This window comes from Lacticaseibacillus suihuaensis (assembly GCF_054785075.1).
Genome location: NZ_BAAGBJ010000009.1, coordinates 73,831 through 96,643, shown reverse-complemented (window position 1 = coordinate 96,643; position 22,813 = coordinate 73,831). Strand labels below are relative to the sequence as shown.

Genomic DNA, 22,813 nt, shown 5'->3' with positions numbered 1-22,813 from the left:
CCCAAATCGCACCGGGGGTGTTTTTGTTATCAACACAGGCCGTGCCACAATTTGGCGGTCGCAACGACGTGAGAACGCCGGTGCGACCGCTTTTTGGTGTCGCCAATCGGGCCGTGGTTGCCTTTTGGGCGGGGCTTAGGTAGAATTAGTGTAGATAGTTTAGACGTCCCTAAAAATAATGGAGGTGCCGCATGCTCAAGCTCACGGCCCTCACCGTTGCTTACGATGACACACCAGTTTTCTCTGATGTTGCCGTGGACTTTCACGCAGGCGCCATTACTGGGATCATCGGCCCCAACGGTGCGGGTAAATCAACCATGATCAAGGCCGCCCTCGGCCTGATCAAAGCCACCGGAACCGTCACGTTCAATGATCGCCCGATCAAGGACAGCCGAAAAAACGTCGCTTACGTCGAACAGCGCAAGGAGCTGGACCTGACCTTCCCGGCTTCGGTGCTGGACGTGGTGCTGACCGGCACCTACGCCAACCTCGGGCTGTTCAAGAGCCCCGGCAAGGCCGAAAAAGCCGCTAGCCTCAACACCTTGCACCAGGTCGACCTGACCGCCTTCACGCACCGGCAGATCGGCCAGCTCTCCGGCGGTCAGCTGCAGCGGGTGTTCGTCGCCCGGGCGATCGTCCAAAACGCCGACTTAATCATTCTCGATGAGCCCTTCGTCGGCATCGACGTGCAAAGCGAGGCCGCGATCATGACGATCCTCAAGGCGTGGCGCGACGCCGGCAAGACGATCATCGTGGTTCACCACGACCTCAACAAGGTGTTCGACTACTTCGACGAGCTGGTGATCGTCAACCGCGGCATCGTGGCGGCCGGGCCGACCCGGCAGGTCTACACCGCGCAGAACATTGCCAAGGCCTTCTCCCAGGACCTGGCCACCGTACTTTTTGAACCGGAGGTGACGGCATGACCACCCTGACCGATTTCGTAGCGGCGCTTGGCAAGTACGATTTTCTCCAAAGCGCCTTGATCACCGCCATCATGGTCGGTGTGATGTCCGGCATCGTCGGCAGCTTCATCATCCTGCGGGGGATGTCTTTGATGGGCGACGCGATCTCCCACGCCGTGCTGCCCGGTGTCGCCGTCGCCTACATGCTCGGCATCAACGTCCTGCTCGGGGCGTCGGTGTTCGGCATCCTGGCGGCGATGCTGATTGGCTTCGTCGCGTCCCGCAGCAAGATCAAGACCGACACCAGCATCGGCATCGTCTTTTCGGCCTTTTACGCACTGGGCTTCATCCTGATCTCGCTGGCCGAAAGCGCGACGAACCTGCACCACATTCTGTTCGGGAACATTCTGGCCGTGTCGGATTCGGACATCATGACCACCGCCGTTGTGCTGGGGCTGGTCGTCGTCTTCGTGGTGGTGTTTTACAAGGAGCTGTTCATCACCAGCTTCGATGAGACCTTCGCCCGGACTTACGGGCTGCCGGCCCAGGTGGTGCATTACGCCCTGATGCTAGTGCTGACCCTGGTGACCGTGTCGTCGCTTCAGACCGTCGGCATCATCTTGGTGGTCGCGATGCTGATCACGCCGGCGGCCACGGCCTTTCTTTGGACCGACCGGCTGCACGTGATGCTGGTGTTGGCCGCCGTCATCGGGGCGGTCGCCGCCACCGCCGGACTGTACCTGAGCTTCACCTTCAACTGGGCGTCCGGCCCGGCCATCGTGCTGGTCGCAGCCGCCTTGTTCGGCCTGTCGTTCGTCGCCTCGCCCAAGCAGGGCTTCCTGCGCCGGAGGGTCACCCAATGAGAAAAATTCTGCTCACCCTGACCGCCGTCGCCGCCATGCTGTTCGGCGTTCACCACTTCATCACCACCCGGGCCGCGACCCAGCAGCAGGCGACCGGTGCCAAGCTGCGGGTGGTCGCGACCAACTCGATTCTGGCCGACATGGTCCAGGAGGTCGGCGGCAGCGACGTCGAGGTCTACAGCATCGTTCGCCGCGGCGTCGACCCGCACGAGTACGAACCGCGGCCGAGCGACGTCGCCGCCGCCGCCGAGGCCGACCTGCTGTTTCACAACGGCCTGAACCTCGAAACCGGCGGCTCCGGCTGGTTCAAGAAGCTGGTGACCACCACCGGGCAGGCGTTCGGCGAGACCGTTTTCGCCGCGTCCGAAGGCGTCACCCCCAAGCACCTGACCACCAACAAGAACGAGGTCGACCCCCATGCCTGGCTGGACTTGCAAAACGGCATCCAGTACGTTCGCACCATCGCCAAGCGACTGAGTGCCGCCGACCCGGCCAACGCGGCGGTGTTCAGCCAAAACGCCGACGCCTACGTGGCCAAGCTCGAGGCGCTGCACGAGACCGCGGTCGCCAAGTACCGCAAGCTGCCGGCGGATCGGCGCGTCCTGGTCACCTCGGAAGGCGCGTTCAAGTACTTCGGCGCCGCTTACGGCGTCACCCCGACCTACATCTGGGAGATCAACACCGAATCGCAAGGCACCCCGGCGCAGCTTCAGGCGGTGCTGGGCAAGCTCGCGGCAAGCGCCGGCCGCCACGTCTTCGTCGAAAGCTCGGTGTCGCCCAAGGCCATGCAAAAAGTGGCCAAGGAAAGCGGCCGCACCATCTACGCCAAGCTCTTCACCGACTCGCTGGCCGCCGCCGGCACCACCGGCGACACCTACTACACGATGATGAAGTGGAACCTCGACCGGATCTACGCGGGGCTTGCGGCCTAGGGCGCATCTGACAGGTCGAACGCCGGCCCGTCTGGACCAGTGTTACGGCGCCAGACCTCGGGCTGGGCGACCGGGCCGGTGCGGTGTATCATGAACCAAGCAGGCGGGGGTGCGAACTCGCCACTGGGAGGCTGCGATGCGACCAATTTATTTTTACGGGGCGATCAGCCTCGACGGCTACCTGGCCGACAACCGAGACGACCTGAGCTGGCTGACGGCCAGCGACGTCGGTGGCGTCGACACCTACACGCCCTTTGAGGCGCGGCTCGACCAGCTGGTGATGGGGCGAACGACTTACGATTGGCTGCTGGCGGCGCGGCCGTTCCAGCCGCTCTACCCGGGACTAGCCAAAACCGTCCTGACCCACCGCCCGGCCGAACCAGCGCCTGACACCAGCTTCGTCGCCACGCCACCGGTGCCGCTGATTCGCGAGCTGCGCGAGCGGCCCGGTCGCGGCATCTGGATCGTCGGCGGGGGCCAGCTGGTGGGCGAGCTGCTGGCGGCGGATCTGATTGACGAACTCTGGGTGCAGATCGCGCCGGTGCTGCTGGGTGGCGGCAAGCCGCTGTTCCCGCCCGGCCCGTACCGCCGCCGCTTTCGGCTGGCCGATCGCACCGCGATGGGCGAGCTGACCGAGCTGCACCTGACCCGGCGCTAGGCCGGGGGTGGCGCCAGCCCGGCCCGACTGCAGGCGAGCCCAAGCAAGCGAGCAAGCCCAAGTAAGTCAAGCAAGCCGAGCAAGCCGAAGCAAGTTGAGCAAGCCGAGCAAGCCGAAGCAAGTTGAGCAAGCCGAGCAAGCCCAAGCAGGCCAAGCAAGTTGAGTAAGTCCAACCAAAAATACGCTGGAACTGGCCGTGATGTCACATCACGACCGGCTCCGGCGCATTTTTTTGGCATGAATTCGGTCCGGGTTGCCTGGCTAGTGGCCCAGCACCAGCCGGCGGTAGCGCAGCTGCTGCACGACCGCGGCGCCGGCCCAAACCAGCACGGCCCAAACCGCCAGCACGAGAAAGACGGTGGCCGGGCTCGTGTTGTTGAAGGGCTCGGCCTTGGCCAGGGTGGCCGGCGGATTGGTGTAAAAGGCCGGCAACACTTTTTGCACCGCCAGCGGCAAGGCGTCCAGCACGTGCAGCGGTGCCAGGAAGAACGCGGCACAGGTCAGCAGAAGCGCCAGCAGCGGGTTAGTGGTGAGTTGCGTCGCCAGGAACGCGACGCCGGCCAACAGCACTGCCCAAAGCCACAGCATCCCGAGCTGCAGCGCAATCTCCTGCCACATCGGCGTCAGGTAGACGCTGGCCGGGGTGGTGTGAAGCACCGGCTGCCACAGGGTGCCCAGCCGCTTGCCCGGCACGATGGCGGTGATCAGCATCGCCAGGCCGACCAAGGCGACCAGCACGACGGCGATGACGGCGATCGTGAGGGCCGCCTGCGTCGCGACCATGCGCAGGTCGCGTCGCGGCGTCATGCGCATCAGCGTCTCGGTGTTATGGCGCTGGTCGTACCCAAGCGCCGCCGTCAGCACGAAGGCGGCGTAGAAGAGGAACACCCAGGTCAGCGTGGTGCCGGCGTTGAGCTTGTAGAAATAGTGCTTGCGGGTGCCGACCATCGTCCACTTCCAGACGTGGCTGCCGTAGCGGGAGAACACGCCGTAGACCGAAGCGGCGGCAGTGCCGCGGCTGGCGATTGTCGGCAGCGCATTGATGCGGTGCTTGACGTAGTAGGCCAGAATCTGCTGCTTGGCCTCCAGGTTCAGCTGGGTGGTGGTGAAGGTGTTTTCGATGAAGTCCAGCCTCTGGATGTTGTCGAGGATCTCGGGGTGCTTGGTGATGGCGGCGAGCGTCAGCCGGTCGACGGTCAGGTAGTCGCGTTCGGCCAGCGGGTCGCGAATCGCGGCCAGCAGCGCCAGCGCCGGCTTGGCGGCGGCGAGGTTAGGATTAGCCTTCAAGTCGGCACGGACTTGGCGTTCCGCGGCCGCTCGCTGACCAGGCGCCGCCTGCTCCATCGCCGTGGCGGGGCTGGGGTCGTAGGACGGGAAGCGGGTGCCGGCGACGTAGCGGTAGGTGGTGGTGAGAATCCCGAGGTGGTGACCCAGCGGCACAGCGAAAAGCAGCAGCAGACCGAGCAGGGCGGCGAGGTGCAGCGACCAGGGGTGCTTCTTGAGCTCGAGGGACAGTAATCCGTGCATGGCGGCCTCCGTCAGCGCGACCGTGAGTCTCACGATGCGCTCATTTTCTAATCATTCTATCACTCAACGGTTGGGACCGCTATCATTATTTGCCGCCAAAAATTTCTTGCGGATGGCGGCTCGCAGCTGGGTGATGCGCTGGTGCGACAAGCCGAGTTCCCGGGCGATCGCGGCGTTGGTCGCGCCTTGGTAGGCCAGGTTCAGCACCCGCCGCTCGTTTGCGGTGAGCCGCGGCCAAAGCACGGCCAGCGCCTCTGTCACCAGCAGTGGTTCAAGCGGCGGCGTGGCCGGCGGTGGCTCCCGGGCTGCTTCCTTCAGGGCCCGGGCAACCCGGTCCTGGCGCCGTTGGCCAGTGCGGTGATTGCGAGCCAGGGTGGTCAGGCTGTGGTTGAGGCGCCAGGCCAGCAGGTGAGCGAAGTCGTCGCTTGCGCCACGGGACTGGTAGGCCGGGTACTCGGTGGCGATGAAGTGCCACGCGAGTTCCAGCGCCTCCCCGTAGTACTGGTCGAGGTCGCCGGCGTGAGCCGCCGCTCGGCGAATCACGGGGGCGAATTGCCGGAGCAGAGAATCGAGGTCTTGGGTCATCACAATGCCTTCTCGAACGCGGTCGCTGCAGTCAACCGCGCGGGTTATTCATCGATGATGACGTCAGGTTAACGCGCGGCCGCGCCGGTGCCAACGCGACCTTCGGCGTGGCCAAGCCCGGTGCGACGGGCCTTGGCGGCGTTGGGTCTGGTGTGGTTGGCACGAGTGGCGGCGGTACGGCAATTGTTAAGTGAAACTCCGGCCTATTTTTATTCGGCGTGAGCATAATATTCGTGTATTTATGAAAATATTGCTAAAATGAAAACGATTTTAGGCTAAGGAGGGATTCAGATGAGAACGACAAAGCAAAAATCGGCGGTGACAATGACGCTTGACGGTCACCCGGTCGCGCCACGAGCGCTAACCACGGCGGAATGGCACAACAGGGAGTCGCTGGACGGCGTCGCGCTACTGGTGGCCGTCGCCAACGCGTCCGGTGGCCATGGTGCGTTGCTTTTGGCTCACGGCCGCTGGTACCGGAGTGATTGTTCGCCGGCCCAGTTGATTGCGGCCGCCCGGGACAGTCAAGAACGTGGGGCGGCCGACCTCGCCGCCTGTGAGCGGCAGGTCGAAGCTGAGCTGGGTGTTGCCGCACTGCCTTGGAGTCTGCCGTACCTGCACAACCACCTGGTGTGTCTGACCCGCAGCCCCACAGGCATCTTGTGGCTGGGGATGGGCCGCGTTTACCGTGCGACTTGCCTGGGCCCGGCCGGCTTCAATTGTCAGGTGCGACTCGGCGATGGGCGGTGGCACGACCTGCGGCTGGCCGCGACGCCGATGAGTCCGGCAACCTTCGCGCGACGCTGCGAGGCGGCCAAGCGCCTGCGGATGCTGGTGATCGCCAACCTGCAAAGCGGCCGCAGCGCGTTCGGCTTCCGCTGAACCAGGATGGCCAGACTGCGGCCGGTACGAACGCTGCCTTGGTCCGATTGAATTTCAAAAAGCCGCGGGTGACGGCGCAGCTGCTGAGGCAGCGGCCGCGTGAACACCAGTGGCTTTTTTGGTCTGTTGGCGGCGGGAGGGTTACGCGAACAACGCCGTGGCGGTCAGCGGCCCGACGATGCCATCGGCCGCCAGTCGCCTGGCCTGCTGGAAGGCCACCACCGCGGCCCGGGTCTTGGCGCCGAACACCCCGTCGACGCCTTGCGGATCGTGGCCGGCCAGGTGCAGGCCAATCTGAATCAACCGCACCAGGTCGCCGCTGGCGCCGGTGCCAAGCGGCCGCATCGCCTGGGCCGAGCGGGGCCCGAACACGCCATCGACGGCCAGTCCCGCGTGGTACAAGGCGTTGAGCGTGGCCTGGACACCACGCACCAGCGCCTTTTTCGTCAGCGGTCCCGCGACGCCGTCGACGACCAGCCCCGCCTTGAAGTGCTGGTTGAGGAAGGCCTGGGCGGCGGTCACCACCGGGTCCTTGGGCGTGACCGCCGTGGTGCCCTTAGTGCCGGCGGCCAGGACCGCCCAGTCGGCGTTGCCGCCGCTGAACACGTCGAAGTCCAAAGGCCCGGCCCAGCCCGGCAGCCGGCCGCTGCTGGTGTACTGAAAAAGCGTTGCCGCTGGCCACCAGCGCGGTGCGGCCGGCAGCGGCCGGGGCTGGTAGCCGGTGACCTGGTTGTAGTTGTTGTACTGGGCCAGCCACAGGCCATAGCCGCCCTGCACGACCTTGGCCCAGTTGCGGGTGCGTTCCTCAGCCAGGTTGGTGTAGACCAGCGGCCGAACGCCGGTCAGGTTGAAAACCCGCTGGAGAAAAAGTAGCCCGTGATCCGGCCCGGCCTGGCTGAGCAGCGGCTTGTCCTCGATGTCGAGTGCCAAAAGCGCCCGGCCTAGGTAAGGCCCGGCTACATCCAGAAAGTAGTCGGCCTCACGTACTGGGTCGTTGTTGCGTAGGTAGTGGTAAAGCCCGAGCAGCTTACCCGTGTCGCTCGCTTGCTTCAGGTTGAGGGCCATCACCGGATTTTTGTAAGCGACGCCTTCCGTGGCCTTGACAATCACGAAGCTACCGGGGACGCCGCCAGCGTTGATGTATTGCCCGCCGACTGCGTTGTTGCTGGAAATATCGATGCCATTGAGTGTCATTGTTTTCGCCTCCTTACTGAATAAGGCAACAATTTGACCGAAAGTTGCTAGACCCCCTAGCACTTTTGACCAAAATTGTTGCCTTACAGGTGTAGGCCCAAGTGAGAGCTTAATCCGGCCGCAAGGGAGGTGAGTGCAATGCAACTGATTCAATCTGTTCACGTGGTGTACACCTACGCGAGCGACACGGACGCCACGGACACGTTCAAGCGCAGCTTCGGCAACGTCAACCTCGATCCGCGCGACGCGTCGGTCACCAGCTACGGTGAGGCCCTGGCGATTCTCAACCCAGGCTACCACCTGGCGGACGCCGTGATGACCAAGGTCTACCAGGTCACCGCAGACGTCGAGGCGCCGACCGCGTAACCGCGAGGGCGGGAGCGGCTAGGCTACCCGTCCCGCTAACTGCGCGGCGTTCCACCGGCTAAACGGGTTCACCGCCGCAACGCGGGAGCGGCTAGCTACGCCGCGTCTCTTGGGGCGAAGGACATGCCCCAAGCGCCACGGCTAGGCTACCCGTCCCGCTAACTGCGCGGCGTTCCACCCTCTAAACGGGTTCTCCGCCGAGCATCGCCAACTCGTCCAGCTAGGACCGGTACTCGGCGCAAAGGACGCGTCAAGCGCCAGCCCTACGCTGGCCGGTTGGCTAAGCGCTCGGCTCCACCCTCTCTTCGAAAGGAGGTGAATCACATGAATGATACCGTTCAACTGCGGCTGGTTTTTGCCGCCGCGAGTGGGCTTCGGCGCACGCTGACGATGAGCAACATCGGCGCGAAGCCGACGACCGAGGCCGTCGAAACGATGATGGCGGCGATGGCCAACGCCCAGCTCTTCAGCATCGGCGGCATCGCGCTGTACGTCCAGCCGCTTGAGGCGTGGTACATCGCGACGGATGTCGAACAGATCTATCAGGCCTAGCGCCGCCCGGGGAGTCCGCTCCCCGGTACATAGGCGTTAACGCGCAAAGGAGGAAGCGCCATGCGATTGATTCTGTTGCTGCTGGCTTTTGTCAGCGTGAACCTCGAGTACCTGTTCCTGCTGCTGTTTTTGCTACAAAAATACGCGCCGCTTCAGGTCACCTTGGGCTACCTCGCGGCGGATGCGGTGCTGATGGGGCTGAGCTACGCGCTGGGCCTGGGGCTTGAGCTGATTGTGCCCGATTGGGTGGTCGGCGGCGTCGGCCTGCTGCCGCTGGTCTACGCGCTGCACGCCAAGTCGTCGACGGACCCGGCGCTGTCGCCGCAGGCCGCGACGGTAGCGGTGGTGCTGACGGTGCTTGCGGTGACCACGCGCTGCCACCTCGCGCTGTACCTGCCGATTCTCACCGGCATCGGGGTCACGGAGGCGCTGCTGGCCGGGGTGCTGATCGGCGTGGCGACGGTGGTCGTGGTGCTGGCCGCCAGCACCGTCGCGCGTCACCCGGCCTGGGCGGCGGAGATTCAGGCTCGCAGCCTTGCGCCGACCAAGGCCTGCTACGTGCTGGTCGGCGCCTATGTGATGTGGGATTCAGACCTGCTGGGGCAGCTGCAGACGGCGGTTCGCGCGGCGCTTTTGGCACTGGGCGGGTGAGTCGATTGACCCGGTGCGGTTGATCGCCGACATGATGGGAAAAACCGTGCCAAGCCGAACGGTGTTGGGCCGCGCCCATTCGGTCGCCGCCGGGCCACCACCGTTCAGGCAGCACCGCACCGCAATCATTCAAAAGGCGGCGCAACTATTTCAGCGCCGCCGTGCCGCGACCGTTCGATCGAAGCACGCGCTGCCGCGACCGTTCAATCGGCGCCGCGACCGCGTGCTTCAGATTCGCGCGTCTTGATACCCTGTGGTAACATGGACGCATAACGTCATGGGGGTGGCATTTTTGGAGACAACGGCACAGGCGCGAGACACGGCGCAGGAGCGGCTGATTGCGGCGACGGACCAGCTGATGCAGGTGAAGGGCATCGGACACTTCAACGTCAGCGAGATCTGCGTGCTGGCGCGGGTGGATTACGCGACGATGCGTAACTCGTTTCGCAAGGACGAGCTGATCGACCTGGCGGGGATGCGGGCGTTCTCGCGGTTTTACCGCCAGGCGCAAAAGCAGGCGACGGCGCCGGGGGTACCCTTGACCCAGCGCATCACGCAGTTCGCCGCTTGCGCCCAGGCCTTCCGCGCCGGCATTCCGGGCAAGGGCTTCCAGCAGCTGTTCCTGCGGTTGCAGGCGTCACCGACCCACGCCGCGCAGCTGACGGCCTGGAACAACGAGCTTTGGGCGGCCATCATCGCGCAGGGTCGCGCCAGCGGCGAAATCGCCGCGACCAACGACGAGGCGACGCTGCGCCGGTTCCTGATGATTCTGGTCGACGCGCTGATTGACGCGCAGCCGGGTAGCGACCAGAGCAAGCTGACCGCGCTGTTCATCGCCGGGGTGCGGTGATCAATCGTGTTTCTTCTATATAGTTAGTCAGTGGCGCCGCTCGGCCGCCGCTGACGCCGACCCGCCTGGGCAACCGGAAGCATTGGTTGCTCAGGCGGGTCTTTGCGTCGGCGCAATGTTCGGCATTGGCCGGCCACACCGGCTTGGGTTCGCGGTTTTGCGCGAATTCCGGGACTATTCGGCGAAAAGTTTGTGACATTTTGGACAGAGTGGATCGACCGGGGTCAGATGGCCGCGAGACCAGTCGGGACGCGGGATTGCGGCCGCCACGGACCGGGGCCGTGTGTTACAACCGGCCGTTTTCATGACAAGCGCCGCGAATCGTTAACTTCGCTGTAACAGCGCTGTAACTTTGGTCTGCTATATTCTTAGACAGTGAAGTAAGGGAGTGTAATTTATGAAATTCGCAAAATCAATCACAGTGGCTGCCCTGATGACCATCCTGGCAGCAGGCACCTTCAGCACCAGCAACACCGTCTCCGCCGACGATGTCAGCTCGGCGAAGTCCGCGCTGAGCAACAAGAAGAGCGAAGCCACGACCCTGCTTAAGGAACTGCAGACGGCCCAAGAGAAGGTCGCCAAGATCGATAACAAGGTCTCCGACAAGACGCTGGCCATTATCGACACCAAGAAGAACATCAGCACCACTGAAGACACCATCGCCAGCTACGCAGCCAAGATCGCCAAGGAGAACCAGGAGATCAAGAGCCGCAAAGCTGTTTTGAAAAAGCAACTGGTTTCCCTGCAGAAAAAGGCCGGCGACTCCATCACCGGTAACGTCTACGTCGACTTCGTCTTGAACGCCAAGGACCTGTCCGACCTGGTCTCCCGCGGCGTTACCGTCAACAAGCTCAACTCCGCCAGCAAGGATGCGCTGGACGCCGTGAACGCCGCCAAGGCCAAGGTCAAGACGCTCAAAGCCACCCAGGAAGATAAGAAGGCCGACCTGGTCGCCACCAAGAACCAGCTGGAGGCCGACAAGAAGGAACTGACCAGCTTGCAAAAGCAGGCCAAGAAGGACTCCGCCGCTTTGGCCAAGAAGCTGGATGACAACAAGGACGAAATCGCCGCCCTTGAAAAGAAGTTGACCACCGCCACCGCCCAGGCCGCCGCACTGAAGGCCGCCGCCGAGCAGGCGAAGGCCACCGCTGCCGCCCAGGCCGCGCAAGATACCGCGATCGCCAAGGCGACCAGCGCCGCAACGACCGTCAAGAAGGCCACGAGCAGCAAGTCCAGCGCCGCAACTGTCGTCTCCAACACCAGCTCCAGCACCTCGCACCACAGCAGCACGACCAGCTCGAACAGCGCAAGCTCAAGTGCCAACACCGGCAGCACCAGCCACGTTTCGGCCGGCAGCTTCTCCAGCATGATCGCCGCCGCCGAATCCCAGCAGGGCAAGGCCTATGTTTGGGCCGCCGCTGACCCATCCGTTGGCTTCGACTGCTCCGGGCTTGTCATGTGGTCCGCCGCCCAGGTCGGTATCTCCCTGCCGCACCAGGCTTCGCAACAGGCTCACTACGGCTCCGAAGTATCCCTGAGCAGCCTGCAGGCCGGTGACCTCCTCTTCTGGGGTGGCCGCAACAGCGCCTACCACGTCGCCATCTACATCGGTGGCGGTAAGTACATCCACGCACCTCAGGAAGGCGACGTGGTTCGCATCGCGACGATCTCCGCCGGCTTCATGCCAAGCTTCGCCCGTCGCCTGTAATTTCGGACTGAATAGGTCACACCGTAATCGGTTCTGCCAGCTGGCAGAACCGATTTTTGCTTGGTATAGCCCAGTCGCCGAGATCAAAAAGGCGGAAAAATTGCGAGCGAAAATAGCTCGGCGGCGCCTGGCCGGCCGGGCGGCTGGCGGCGCCACGCGAACGCTGACTGCAGCGGTCAGCGGCGGCGATTGGTACGGGTGAGGCCCCTGGGCGGGAGTTTGCACGTCACGTTTTCAATTTTTCGGTTATAAAATTTGATAAGTAACATAAGAAATCCTAAGGCGTGCATTCTTGCAAGCGGTTTCTCGAAGCCCGGCGTGACGGGCCGTGACTGGTCCTGACCGCTTGTTTCGCCGGGCCGCCTGCGGTACAATCACCCAGACGATTATTGAAAATATTCGCACTAATATTTGCAAAACCATATACATTTGACAAATTTTCTTGTACGATGAGCCTGTATAGCTTTTGAGTTTACTAACCATAACTTAGTACGCATTCACATGGATACAAACTGTATTCGTATCGTGACGCGACACAATTTTCGGGGCAACGTGTAAGTTTCGTACCCAGAGTAAGCACTGGGCCACCATTACACATCAACAATGACTGGGGGGTTATTGGCGATGCAACAGCAACTAGCACAGCTGAGACGACTCGGTCGTCTATTAGGCGCAGCATTGAGCCTAATGGGCGTCTTTTGGGTCGCCTACTTTGTGCTGGTCAATGCCTTTGCGAACACCAATGCCGAAACCACAAGCGATGTTGAGCCTCGGGTCACACAAGATCCCCGCATGACCGTCGATTCCGGCATCGGCAGCGACGACGCGCGATTACCGATTTCCCAGATTCAGACCTACGCCAACGAATTTCCCGCCACTCAAAACGACTACCTCGGCAGTGCCCAGCACTTCACCATCTTTGCCAACACGGTGACCCTGGCCAGCAACGTTCACGGGAACGTGGCCGCTGGCACGATATCATCTGGGGGTAACGGGATTGCCAGCCCGACCGAGCTCAAGAGCGAGCTGGTCACCGGCCCTGGTGCCAACGATACGGATGGCCGCGATGTCTTCTACTATCAGAATTTTGCGGATGGTACCAACACGCTTCCTGATATCACGGATGATCCCTCGCTGAACCCGAAGTTAGTTCTTGGCAGCGGCATTAGTGGCCTTCAGGTTACCACTAGACCCGATCAGATTTATGCGATTAACGGCCATGATTTTAATCACCTGAAGGCCGGCCAGGTTGCCTTGGCTGACAGTGTTGCGCCGTACATCAACATCTCCGCCGTCCTCGACAGCCTCGACCTCAAGTCCGATGAGCTGTCCAACGATGACAAGCAGGAGAAGCTGACTGACCTAGACACCGCGGATCCCAACCTCACCATTTATGACCTGAACAACACCGGGACCGCCGATGCTTACGGGGACACCTACGAGAATGCCTACGCGCTGAAACTGACCAAGAAAGATGCCGAGACCGGCGCCCTGCTGGCCGGGGCCCGGTTCACGGTGCAGTACCCGGTGTATCCCGCAACCTACACCGGCAGTGGCTCACCGGATCCGGTGAAGTGGGCGGATATGGCGCCGGGAACTGAACTGCCGGTGACCGATGACGACGGCAACCCGACCTACGACGAGAACCACAAACTGATCACAAAGCCGGCCAGCCTGTATGACGCGCAGCACCAGATTATTCCGGAAGACACCGCCTACAACGATTTGTACAAGGTGGCGGATGGCAAGCAGTACGGCCTGACCGCCGGCATCTACATTCTGAATACGAATGGTAAAGGTGAAATTAACGTCGCCGTTAACGTCTCCGGTAACTACCGCTTCCGCGAAGTGGCGGCGCCAGAGGGCTACGCGATGCCGACCACCATCGATACCGATGTCACGACCTTCCGCACCAGCACGACGCCAATGGCCCGTGAGTTCAATATTCCTTACGACCAGATTTTCGCGGTCGGCAGCAATGTCACCTCCGGCGGGAAGGTCTACTTCCTGAACATGGATTTGTCCAAGAACGCGGCGCCAGTTGAAATCAATATCGACTTCACCGGGGCCCCGGACAACCTGGACGTCGGCGCCCCGAACGTCGTGTTCGTCTCCGCCGCCAACTCACCCAAGGATGCACTGGATGCGGCTTCGGCCACCCCGATGCCACTCGAAGACGATGCAGATCGCGCTCAATACTCCAACAAGATTCTTTGGAACTACAAGAACGCCGAGGGCAAAACCATCAGCGTTTCCAGTGATACGTTCTACGGCACGATTTTGGCACCTGGGGCCAACCTGATTAATAAACAGGGTCACATTTTCGGCTCGATGATTGCTAACTCGGTTAATGTTGCCGGCGGCGAGGTCTCCCGCTGGGACCTGCAGTACAACCCTTGGACCAGCACCACCGACGAAAAGTCGAACAACCGAATCGTCACCAACGAGCCGAGCAAGCTACCCGACACCACCAGCGTCACGGTGACCAAGAAGTGGTCCGGCCTGACCAGCAGTAATCCGGCCAGCGACTCGGTCACGATGGAACTTTACCAGCGCGTCACCGATCCGGATGGCACCACGCATGACACCAAGGTCGACCATGACCCGCTGGTTTTGTCCAAAGATAATAACTGGTCGATTACCGTCAGCAACCTGCCGACGCGAACCGATGGCTACGAGCTGGTGTACTACGTGAAGGAAACCGACCCACCGGCCGGCTACACCCCGGTGTATGAGGCCAAAAACATCGATGGCAAGCGCGAGCTGACCGTCACCAACGCGGAGTTCGGCTTTGATATCACCAAGCTGACCAAGGACGAAGACGAGCCGCTGGCCGGCGCCAGCTACACGCTGACCGATCTGAGCAATCCCGGCACCGCACCGAAAACCATCACCACCACCGAGGCCGACCTGCATCCCACGACCAAACTGCGGCCAGGGACTTACCTGCTGCAGGAAACTAAGGCGCCGACGGGACTGCAGCTCAGCTCCAAAATCTACGCGCTGCGCCTCAGCACCACCGGCAATCCGGTGACTGGCACAACATATGACTGGCAGGAGACGGTGCTGACGGCCACCACCATTCCGGAAGCGGAGGCGCAACTCACCGATGACTCCATCTGGACCGACCTGCCGGCGCAAACCGATAACGGCTTTTCGGCCGATAACACGCAGAGCGGCCCGATTCACCTGGTGCATTTTACCCAAGAGGACGCGCTGCAGCCGCTGACCATCACCAAGGTCAATCCGCAAGGCGATCCGCTCGGCGGCGCCGTCTTCTTCTGGCAGCGCGGGGATGACAATCCGGGCGTCTTGATTACCGACATCGATGGCCACCTGACCAACTTCAGTGCTAGCCCTGTCACCTACACGCATAGCATGCAGGCCGGGGTGCGGTACAAGCTGTGGGAGATTTCGGCGCCGGTCGGCTACACGGTCGATAAGACCCCGATATACATTCAAAACGGTCAGCTTGTTGACGACAAGGGCTCGCCCCTGTCCGATGACGAGATTAAAAAACTGCCGGTCACGCTGGAGCTCACCGACGGCGGCTACGCGATGACCTTCACCGACCAGCCCGAGGCCAAGCCCTGGACGCTCAAGGTCGTCAAGGTCGACCAAGACACCGGCCAATCAATTGATGGGGCGGCGTTCCCGCTGACCGGTGCCGACGACAAGGTCGTCACCACCCTGAAGCCGACGGCCAAGGCCGGCGCCACCATCGAGAACCTCGACATGGGCGCCACTTACACGCTGAAGGAAGGCACGGCGCCTGACGGCTACGTGCCGCTGAACGGGGCCATCACCATCAAGACCGCCAGCGACGACTCGCCGCCGACGCTGACCTGGCAAGGGACCACGGTGACCGCGGCCGACGCCAAGGACGCCGCGTCGCACCAGGTGGTGGCGGCAGTCGATGAGGACGCGCATGTCGTCACCCTCACCGTCAAAGACCCGAAGAAGGGCATTTTGCCCAAAACGGGTGGGGCGGGGCCACTGGTGCCCCTGATCTTGGCGACCATGACCTTCGCCGCTGCGGCCGGCCTGTTCTGGCTGGCGCATGTCCAGCGAAAGGCGGGTGAACGCGGATGAGGAAAACGATTCAAGTGTTCATCGCCCTGCTGATCGGCTGCGCCTTGGGCCTCGGCCTGAGGGGGCAGCCGGTGAAGGCCGCCAGCGCCACCGTCGTGATTCACGCGCCAAGCGCGATCACGTCGCGGGGGCAGCCGCAATTTGCGGCCTACGACATCACCGCCTACGCCCAAAAGCGCAAGGCGGCCGGTGAGTCGCTGGCCGAGCTCAGGCTGCGCCTGCAGGCCGCAGACGCCAGAAAGCTGCGCCAGTTCGTGGCCAACCACCACCTGGTGGCGGCCGCGACCGGCGCCGAGAGCCTGGTGGTGCCAAGCGGCAACCGCGACTACCTGCTTTTGCAGGACACGTCGGCGACGCTGGACTTCACCGGCTTCGCCCGGACGCTGGCGGTGATCGTTGCGGTCACACCGGCAGACGGCGTGGTTGAGGCGTATCCCAAGCCCGTGACTGAAACCGCCGCCGTGTACTTTTACAAGTATGCGACGCTGGTCGACGGCGCCAAGACGCCGCTTGCCGGCGCGGCCTTCGTGCTTGCACGAACCCACGACGGGTCGCGGCAGTACCTGAGCACCGACGGCGGCTGGGTGACCAGCACCGCACCGCGAACTGACAAGGCGGTTCGTAAGCTTCGCTCGGATGCCTCCGGCGCGGTTTTGCTGGAAAACATCCGGCTTCCCGCCGGGCGCTACTGGTTCCGCGAGGTCCGAGCCCCGCAAGGCTTCACCATCACCGCCGCGGCCCGGCGCGTCTCGTTGCGCGTCACGGCCACGGACCTGTGGCTGAACGGCCACCGGCTCGCCAACCTGCTGGATGGGCACATCCAAAACGGCGAGTCGGGCCGGGCCGGCCTGCGGGTCTACAATCCGCAGAAGCCAGCCGGACCGCCTGGCAAGGAGACGACGCCGCCAACGCCGGCGACGCCTTCGACGCCAAGCACCAAGCCACCGGCCACCACGCACCATAGCTTTTGGCCACACCTGCCGATCACCGGCGGTTGGCTTCCCCAGACCGGGGAGGCCAGATCCGCGATGGCGCTCTTGGGGATCGTCATCATCGGCATCGCACTATATTTTTGGTTCCACACCAAGACGAATAAGAGTGAAAAACAATGAAAAAAGGACAACTCAAGCACCTCCTTGCCAGCGCGTTACTGATTCTGCCGCTGGCATTCCAAGCTGCCGTAGGGGTTCAGACCGTTAGCGCGGCAGAATCAACAACGGGAGATATCAGCGTCACACTGCACAAGTTGAAGTACGACAAGGCAACGGATATTCAGGACATTACCAACACCGGTTCTGTACAAACAACAATCGACGGTAAAGATGATAGCGACGCAATTTCCGGCAAGCCTCAAGAAGGCGCAACTTTTGTAGCCTATGATGTGACAAGCAAATATCAGAAGCTTCTTAGCGATGGTTCAAAACCCGAAGATGCCATCAAGTCTATTAGTGATGAGCTGGCTCAAGCTATTCCAGATTATGCCAAAGCGGTTGGTACGACTCAGACCACAGATAGTGATGGGTTAGCCACGTTCAGCGGCCTGAATCTCAAGAGTGGTGACACCTACGCGACTTATGCGTTCGTTGAAACCACAACGCCAGCACCTAAACTCGCTGACGACGACACGACCGTTGTCAAGGCGGTACCACTGGTTGTTCCCATGCCAATTTACAAGGGTGATACAACGGAAGTAAATAAGAATATTCACCTTTACCCGAAGAACGTCACCAGCAAGACGCTGAGCAAGGATGTAACGGCCATTAATGAGACGCCGGTTGCATCCGATTCAGATAAGGTGGTTGGCGCCAAGATTGGCGACAAGGTTCATTACCAAATCGATAGCACCCTCGGCACCGACTTCCAGTCTCTCACCGGCTACACCGTAGCCGATGCACCGTCGCAGGGGCTTGTCACTGACATGGACAGCATTGAGGTTTCATACCTTGATGCCGATAACAAGAAGCAGACAGTGCCTGTTGCTGACTACACCAAGACTCCTGTCGATAATGGGTTTAAGTTAACTTTCGCGCAGCCGGCTGAAGCAACCGATACGACAGACGGCGATGCAACGACAGACGGCGATGCAACGACCGATGATACTGCCGTCAAGATGCCAACGGATATTCCTAACGGTGTGACGCTGAACATTACCTACACTGCAACCATCACGAAAGATGCACCAGTGAACACGGGATTGGACAACACGGTTACTGTCACACCTGGTGGTAACGATCCTATTACGACCACAAGTAAACACACACCAAAAATTGGTAAAATTCAATTCACTAAGGTTGATGCGAACACCAAGGATAAGCTGATTAATGCCGAATTCAAGGTGGCCCGTCTTGTGGATGGCAACACCGAGTATGCTGTTCAAGATCCGGACACATTGGCCATTACTTGGACAACGACAGAAGCAGATGGTTCTACTTTCAATTCTGGTACTGCTGACACTAAGGATGAAGAAAAGGGTCTGGTCACTGTCGATGGCCTGGCCTACAGCGCGGATGTTAAGGATTCCACGAGTGCTCAGTACAAGAAGGGCTTTACCACCTACGAGCTGATTGAAACCAAGGCTCCGGATGGTTACGCACTTTTGACCGAACCAAAAACATTTACGCTGGATGCTAACACTGATGGCACAATCCAGCAGTTCGGCAACGTCGAAAACGCCCAAAAGGGTATCCTCCCACACACCGGTGGCATGGGGATCTACATCGTCATCGTGGCCGGGCTGGCCATCATGGCGGCTGGCGTCTTCTTCCTGCGTCGCGGCAAGCACCACGAAGAAGTTTAATCGTTAACTGATCCGACCTTTTAACAGGCGCCAAGTCGCGAGGCTTGGCGCTTGCTGTAAGGGTCGAATGGAAAGGAGCGGCAATGGCACAAAAACACCCCCGGGCCCGTGGCCACCTGATCACCCAGGCGATTGCCGTCGTCTTGCTGATGGTCGGCGTCGTGGTCGCGCTGTACCCGTTTTACGTCGAATCGCTCAACAGCCTGCTGGACGCGCGGCGCGTGGCCCAGGTGGAAAAGCAAAACGCGGCCAACGTCGAGGCCCAACGCGCCAAGATGGCCAAGGCCAACGCGGCCTTGAAGAAGTCCGGGCTGCATGCCGACGCCGATCCGTTTTCCGGCATGGACAAAAAAGACAAGGTCAACCTGCAAAAGGACCAGCTCGGCACGGTGACGGTGCCCAAAATCGCGCTGACGGTGCCGCTGTTCAAGACGCTGACCGACGACACGCTGGCCGTCGGCGCCGCCGTGGTGCCGGGGACCTCGCTGCCGACCGGCGGCCCCAGCACCCACACGGTGGTCGCCGGCCACCGCGGCTTGGTCGACCGCAGGCTTTTTTCCGACCTCAACCGGGTCAAGAAGGGCAACCTGTTCGTTTTCACCGTCGGCAAGCACCACCTGGCTTACAAGGTCTTTCGCATCCAGGTCGTGCTGCCGGAGGACACCGATGTCTTGAAAATCGAACCCGGCCGCGACCTCGCGACGCTTTTGACCTGTACCCCGTACATGATCAACTCGCACCGGCTGCTTTTGACCGGCTACCGGGTACCCTACACGGCCAAAATCGCCAAGGAAGTCAAGGCCGCTCAAAGCGCCGAGACCTGGCAGCAGCTCGCGATTCTGATCGGTTGCATCGCGGCGTTGCTGCTGACGCTGGGGCTACTCGGCCGCTACCTGCACGGACTCTTGCTGCGGCGCCACCTGTTTGACCTTTGGTTCACGGTGGTCGACGCTGCCGGCAACCCGGTGCCAGACGTGACGTACCGGCTGTGCAAACCCAACGGCAAGCCGCTGTACCGCAAGCGCCAGGTGCTGACGGTGACCACCGCGGCGGATGGCACCGCAAGAATCGCCGACCTGCCGGGCCGCACCTACCTGCTGAAGGAGGAGGGCCGCAAGTGGCGCGTCGCCTGCGGGGTCAAGAAGCTGCGCCAGCAGAAAATGCGCTTCTACCCGAAGAAGGGCCAGCGCGTCACGCTGGAAGACGGCGTGTGGCGAATTGTCAAATAGGGACTGGGAAGGGCCGCGGCTGCGGCCCTTTTGCGCGTGGTGAAAAATTGGCGGAAAGCGAGCTTCAAAGTTGACGGCTGAAATGGTAGGGCTTACACTAGTTTCAGATGATTGTCAACGGGCAGGGAAAACGCCGCGGCCGCAGCGCTTGCAACTCTACTGCTTAGGGGGAAGGTCCGGGACATAAGCATTCCCAGTACCCCCACCCATGCCATGCCGAACCAGGCAACAACGTCGACGTTTTCGTGCAACGGCCTCCTCCGATTGGGGCCGACCACCAGTGTGTGGACCACCATCTTCCTGCCGCACAGTCCGGTGCCTACTCGCTTGCGAGGTAGCTGCGGCGCCGAACTGACAGGGGGCTTGTCCCAACGTGCCGCGCAGCAGCGCGGCCGCCGCGGGGCCATCGGCACAAGAACGCAAGTCACCAACAAGAATAACCGAGGCCGCCACGGGTTTGAACCCGCGGTGGCTTCGGCGCGTCCGGCGCAGTGGCCGGACGCTTTTTAGTGTGGTCGGGTGGTAGCCGGTTGACTGGGCCGCCCGGCGATGGTTTAATGAGTCACAATATTGAACGGCGAGGGAGGAAAACAATGACCAAAGTGCTGGTGGTTGAAACCAATGTGATGCAGTACGGTGACAGGGCCGAACCGACCGGGCTGTGGCTGGGGGAGGCCGCCGAGTTCGTCTCGGCGATGGCCGCTCACCACGTGGCGGTGGATTATGTCAGTCCCAAGGGCGGCTTCGTGCCGCTGGATCCGCGCAGCATGCGCTACGTCGACGCCGACATCATGCGCGTGTATGAGCAGCCGGACTTCATCGATCGGGCGCTGACCCACACGCTGGCCCCGGCCGCGGTCAACCCGGCCGATTACGCGGCGATTTATTACACCGGCGGCCACGGCGTGATGTGGGATTTTCCAGACGAAGCCGGGCTGGCTCAGCTGGCCGCGGCCATTCACGCACAAGGCGGCATCGTCGCCTCGGTGTGTCACGGCATCGCCGGGCTGTTGAACGTGACCGCCGCCTCGGGCCAGCGCCTGATCGCCGGTCGCACGATCACCGGCTTCACCGCCAGCGAGGAGCTGCTGGCCGGCAAGCGCCGCATCGTCCCGTTCCTGAACCGCCAGGCCGCCACGGCCCGGGGGGCCCACTTCGTCCAAAAACGGGCCTACCGAGAGTTTGCCGTGCAGGACGGCCAGCTGATCACGGGGCAGAATCCGTTTTCCGTCAAGGCCGTGGCCAGGCTGGTGCTGGCGGCGATCGGCTGAGACCGATTTTGTTCCAATTGCTGGTGCGAAAAGCCTGTCATCGCGGCGTTTTGCTGCGCCATGGGCCGATAATCTTCACGTCACGCGGGTTGCCATGCTACAATGAAATCCATCATCGGAGAATACGTGAAGGAGGAAGCGCCATGCTACAGCAAGTTCAACTGTCGTATGCGACCGTTGCCGGATTGGTTTTTGGCTCAGGCGGCCATGCCGCCTCGAAAACTCCAAAAATTGGTGTATTATGCGCAGGCTTGGGGTGATGCCTTGTTGCAGTATCCCATCATCGGCGACACGCACTTCGAGGCATGGCCCAACGGCCCGGTGTCGCCAGAGTTACACGACAGGTATCGGACATACGGCTGGACAGAGATTGCCCAGGGGCCGGCTGTTACGCTTGGGGATGCAACCGTTCGGGAGCTATTGGCCTCGGTGTGGCTGACTTACGGAGACAAGTCGGGTAACGAACTTGAGGCGCTGACGCGTCAGGAACGGCCGTGGCGTGAGGCCCGAGGCGAGCTCAATCAATGGGCGGCCAGCGCCAATGTGATTGCGGATGAGGCAATGCGCGAGTTTTACCTCACCATCTATGCGGGTGACTGAGATGCGCCGGCTGACCGAACAGGTGCCGGTGGCGCCAACCACCGAAGAACGCTTGACCGAACGAAATCGACCATCGGCGGCGGATGCCAGTATGAGGCTGGCCCGAGACACACGTACAAGCCGGCAGTTCATTGTGACGATTGACCACCAGCTTGAGAATCGTTATCAGTTCAAGGATCTGAAACCACCGGCGCTACGAGCGTTCAATCAGTTTTTGGCGGCCACGGTGGGTAAGCGGCTGACGATCACCCAGGTCGACGCGCTGTATCTTCGCACCAAGGGACCGCACGGCGGTCGAATGACCGAACGCGTGGCCGAACAGACCGTCACCATGCTTCATTACGGGCCGGGTCGCGCCGCCTTTCGCCTGTTCGGGTACTACAACATGGATGGCTACTTTGTCATCCACCGGCTGGATCCTGCAGATCAGTTTCATCGTGAGTAACATGGCGCCGACCCGCGGCGCCTTTTTTGCGTGGAAAAGCATGCGGTGCAAGCGCTTTTCCACTATAATCGAGGGAGACGGAGGCGACGATAATGCAAACGCATTTACTTAATGCGGCACGGGGAGACCCTGTTCAACGTGGAGAACCGGATTCAGGGGTGGTGCGACTCGCCGCTGACGCCGCGGGGCATCGCCCAGGGCCAGGCGGCCGCGACGTGGTTCGCGCGGCATCGCATCACGTTCGACGCGGCCTTTTGCTCGACGGCCGAACGCGCCTCGGACACCCTGGAGCTCGTCACCGACCAGCCTTACCGGCGGGTGAAGGGGCTGCGCGAGTGGGGCTTTGGCCGCTTCGAGGGCCAACCGGAGAGCCTCAACCCCGCCATTCCCTACAACGACTTCTTCGTCCCTTACGGCGGCGAGGCCCAGCAGGCGGTTGAAAAGCGCGTGGTGCAGACCATCGGCTCGCTGATGGCGGCGACGCCTGGCCAATCGGTGCTGATGGTGTCCCATGCCGGCGCGATCCGCAACTTCCTGGCGCGTCACGCTGACGCCGCCGTGCTTCAAGCGCAGCTGCCCAACTGCGGCATCGTGCAGTTCACTTACGCGGCCGGGGCCTTCACGCTGGTGCGAATCGTCGATCCGGCACAGGACGCGTAGCCGCGGCCGCAAGCCAGACGGCGCCGTGGTCTCGGACGGTGCCGTG

The 22,813-nt window shown here is 61.9% G+C and carries 21 protein-coding genes; 18 read left to right on the top strand and 3 right to left on the bottom strand.

The features are described 5' to 3' along the window. Nucleotides 1–191: 191 nt before the first annotated feature. The 4 genes from ACYVRZ_RS09220 to ACYVRZ_RS09205 all read left to right on the top strand — a co-directional run bounded on the left by ACYVRZ_RS09220 (nucleotide 192) and on the right by ACYVRZ_RS09205 (nucleotide 3,358). A complete protein-coding gene (locus ACYVRZ_RS09220; protein ID WP_461226323.1) occupies nucleotides 192–926 on the top strand; it encodes a metal ABC transporter ATP-binding protein in 735 nt (244 codons plus the stop codon). Then, the gene (locus tag ACYVRZ_RS09215) at nucleotides 923–1,768 is read left to right on the top strand and encodes a metal ABC transporter permease (protein ID WP_262315770.1); all 846 of its coding nucleotides are present in this window, start codon (nucleotides 923–925) and stop codon (nucleotides 1,766–1,768) included. The genes ACYVRZ_RS09220 and ACYVRZ_RS09215 overlap by 4 nt, the downstream gene beginning before the upstream one ends. Next, nucleotides 1,765–2,700, top strand: a complete 936-nt coding sequence (locus ACYVRZ_RS09210) for a metal ABC transporter solute-binding protein, Zn/Mn family (protein WP_461226322.1) — start codon at nucleotides 1,765–1,767, stop codon at nucleotides 2,698–2,700. The genes ACYVRZ_RS09215 and ACYVRZ_RS09210 overlap by 4 nt, the downstream gene beginning before the upstream one ends. Before the next feature lie 136 nt (nucleotides 2,701–2,836). Further along, entirely contained in the window at nucleotides 2,837–3,358 is a 522-nt protein-coding gene (locus ACYVRZ_RS09205; RefSeq protein WP_461226321.1) for a dihydrofolate reductase family protein, read from the top strand. A gap of 261 nt (nucleotides 3,359–3,619) precedes the next feature. Here ACYVRZ_RS09205 and ACYVRZ_RS09200 read toward each other — a convergent pair whose 3' ends face one another. Then, nucleotides 3,620–4,885, bottom strand: a complete 1,266-nt coding sequence (locus ACYVRZ_RS09200; RefSeq protein WP_461226320.1) for a hypothetical protein — start codon at nucleotides 4,883–4,885, stop codon at nucleotides 3,620–3,622. 63 nt (nucleotides 4,886–4,948) lie between these two features. After that, nucleotides 4,949–5,470, bottom strand: coding sequence for a LuxR C-terminal-related transcriptional regulator (locus ACYVRZ_RS09195; protein ID WP_461226319.1), 522 nt, complete (start codon nucleotides 5,468–5,470; stop codon nucleotides 4,949–4,951). A gap of 291 nt (nucleotides 5,471–5,761) precedes the next feature. On the opposite strand from ACYVRZ_RS09195, the gene ACYVRZ_RS09190 reads away from it, so the two are divergent. Next, on the top strand, nucleotides 5,762–6,352 hold the full coding sequence (locus ACYVRZ_RS09190; RefSeq protein WP_461226318.1) for a hypothetical protein: 591 nt from the start codon (nucleotides 5,762–5,764) through the stop codon (nucleotides 6,350–6,352). 141 nt (nucleotides 6,353–6,493) lie between these two features. On the opposite strand, the gene ACYVRZ_RS09185 is transcribed toward ACYVRZ_RS09190, so the two are convergent. Then, on the bottom strand, nucleotides 6,494–7,546 hold the full coding sequence (locus tag ACYVRZ_RS09185) for a GH25 family lysozyme (RefSeq protein WP_461226317.1): 1,053 nt from the start codon (nucleotides 7,544–7,546) through the stop codon (nucleotides 6,494–6,496). A 138-nt stretch (nucleotides 7,547–7,684) separates the two neighbouring features. On the opposite strand from ACYVRZ_RS09185, the gene ACYVRZ_RS09180 reads away from it, so the two are divergent. From ACYVRZ_RS09180 to ACYVRZ_RS09120, 13 genes are all read left to right on the top strand, one after another. Continuing rightward, nucleotides 7,685–7,912, top strand: coding sequence for a hypothetical protein (locus ACYVRZ_RS09180; RefSeq protein WP_461226316.1), 228 nt, complete (start codon nucleotides 7,685–7,687; stop codon nucleotides 7,910–7,912). A gap of 324 nt (nucleotides 7,913–8,236) precedes the next feature. Continuing rightward, nucleotides 8,237–8,464, top strand: a complete 228-nt coding sequence (locus ACYVRZ_RS09175) for a DUF2922 family protein (RefSeq protein WP_461226315.1) — start codon at nucleotides 8,237–8,239, stop codon at nucleotides 8,462–8,464. Between the two features lie 60 nt (nucleotides 8,465–8,524). Further along, nucleotides 8,525–9,115, top strand: coding sequence for a cadmium resistance transporter (locus ACYVRZ_RS09170; RefSeq protein WP_461226314.1), 591 nt, complete (start codon nucleotides 8,525–8,527; stop codon nucleotides 9,113–9,115). Between the two features lie 292 nt (nucleotides 9,116–9,407). Further along, entirely contained in the window at nucleotides 9,408–9,965 is a 558-nt protein-coding gene (locus tag ACYVRZ_RS09165; RefSeq protein WP_461226313.1) for a hypothetical protein, read from the top strand. A 397-nt stretch (nucleotides 9,966–10,362) separates the two neighbouring features. Then, nucleotides 10,363–11,673: a C40 family peptidase gene (locus ACYVRZ_RS09160; protein ID WP_461226312.1), complete on the top strand. Its 1,311-nt coding sequence runs from the start codon at nucleotides 10,363–10,365 to the stop codon at nucleotides 11,671–11,673. Nucleotides 11,674–12,297: 624 nt separating this feature from the next. Next, the gene (locus tag ACYVRZ_RS09155; RefSeq protein ID WP_461226311.1) at nucleotides 12,298–15,765 is read left to right on the top strand and encodes an MSCRAMM family protein; all 3,468 of its coding nucleotides are present in this window, start codon (nucleotides 12,298–12,300) and stop codon (nucleotides 15,763–15,765) included. Further along, a complete protein-coding gene (locus ACYVRZ_RS09150) occupies nucleotides 15,762–16,877 on the top strand; it encodes a prealbumin-like fold domain-containing protein (protein ID WP_461226310.1) in 1,116 nt (371 codons plus the stop codon). Before ACYVRZ_RS09155 ends, ACYVRZ_RS09150 begins: the two co-directional genes overlap by 4 nt. Next, nucleotides 16,874–18,562, top strand: a complete 1,689-nt coding sequence (locus ACYVRZ_RS09145; RefSeq protein WP_461226309.1) for a SpaH/EbpB family LPXTG-anchored major pilin — start codon at nucleotides 16,874–16,876, stop codon at nucleotides 18,560–18,562. Before ACYVRZ_RS09150 ends, ACYVRZ_RS09145 begins: the two co-directional genes overlap by 4 nt. An 83-nt stretch (nucleotides 18,563–18,645) precedes the next feature. Then, nucleotides 18,646–19,791 (top strand): class C sortase, encoded by a 1,146-nt coding sequence (locus ACYVRZ_RS09140; RefSeq protein ID WP_461226308.1) that lies wholly within the window; start codon nucleotides 18,646–18,648, stop codon nucleotides 19,789–19,791. Nucleotides 19,792–20,384: 593 nt separating this feature from the next. Further along, complete coding sequence (locus ACYVRZ_RS09135; protein WP_461226307.1) at nucleotides 20,385–21,062, top strand: type 1 glutamine amidotransferase domain-containing protein; 678 nt, start codon at nucleotides 20,385–20,387, stop codon at nucleotides 21,060–21,062. 102 nt (nucleotides 21,063–21,164) lie between these two features. Continuing rightward, nucleotides 21,165–21,662 (top strand): Panacea domain-containing protein, encoded by a 498-nt coding sequence (locus ACYVRZ_RS09130; RefSeq protein WP_461226306.1) that lies wholly within the window; start codon nucleotides 21,165–21,167, stop codon nucleotides 21,660–21,662. A 133-nt stretch (nucleotides 21,663–21,795) separates the two neighbouring features. Then, nucleotides 21,796–22,107, top strand: a complete 312-nt coding sequence (locus tag ACYVRZ_RS09125) for an MAG6450 family protein (protein ID WP_461226305.1) — start codon at nucleotides 21,796–21,798, stop codon at nucleotides 22,105–22,107. A 111-nt stretch (nucleotides 22,108–22,218) separates the two neighbouring features. Then, nucleotides 22,219–22,767, top strand: a complete 549-nt coding sequence (locus ACYVRZ_RS09120) for a histidine phosphatase family protein (protein WP_461226304.1) — start codon at nucleotides 22,219–22,221, stop codon at nucleotides 22,765–22,767. Nucleotides 22,768–22,813: the final 46 nt, after the last annotated feature.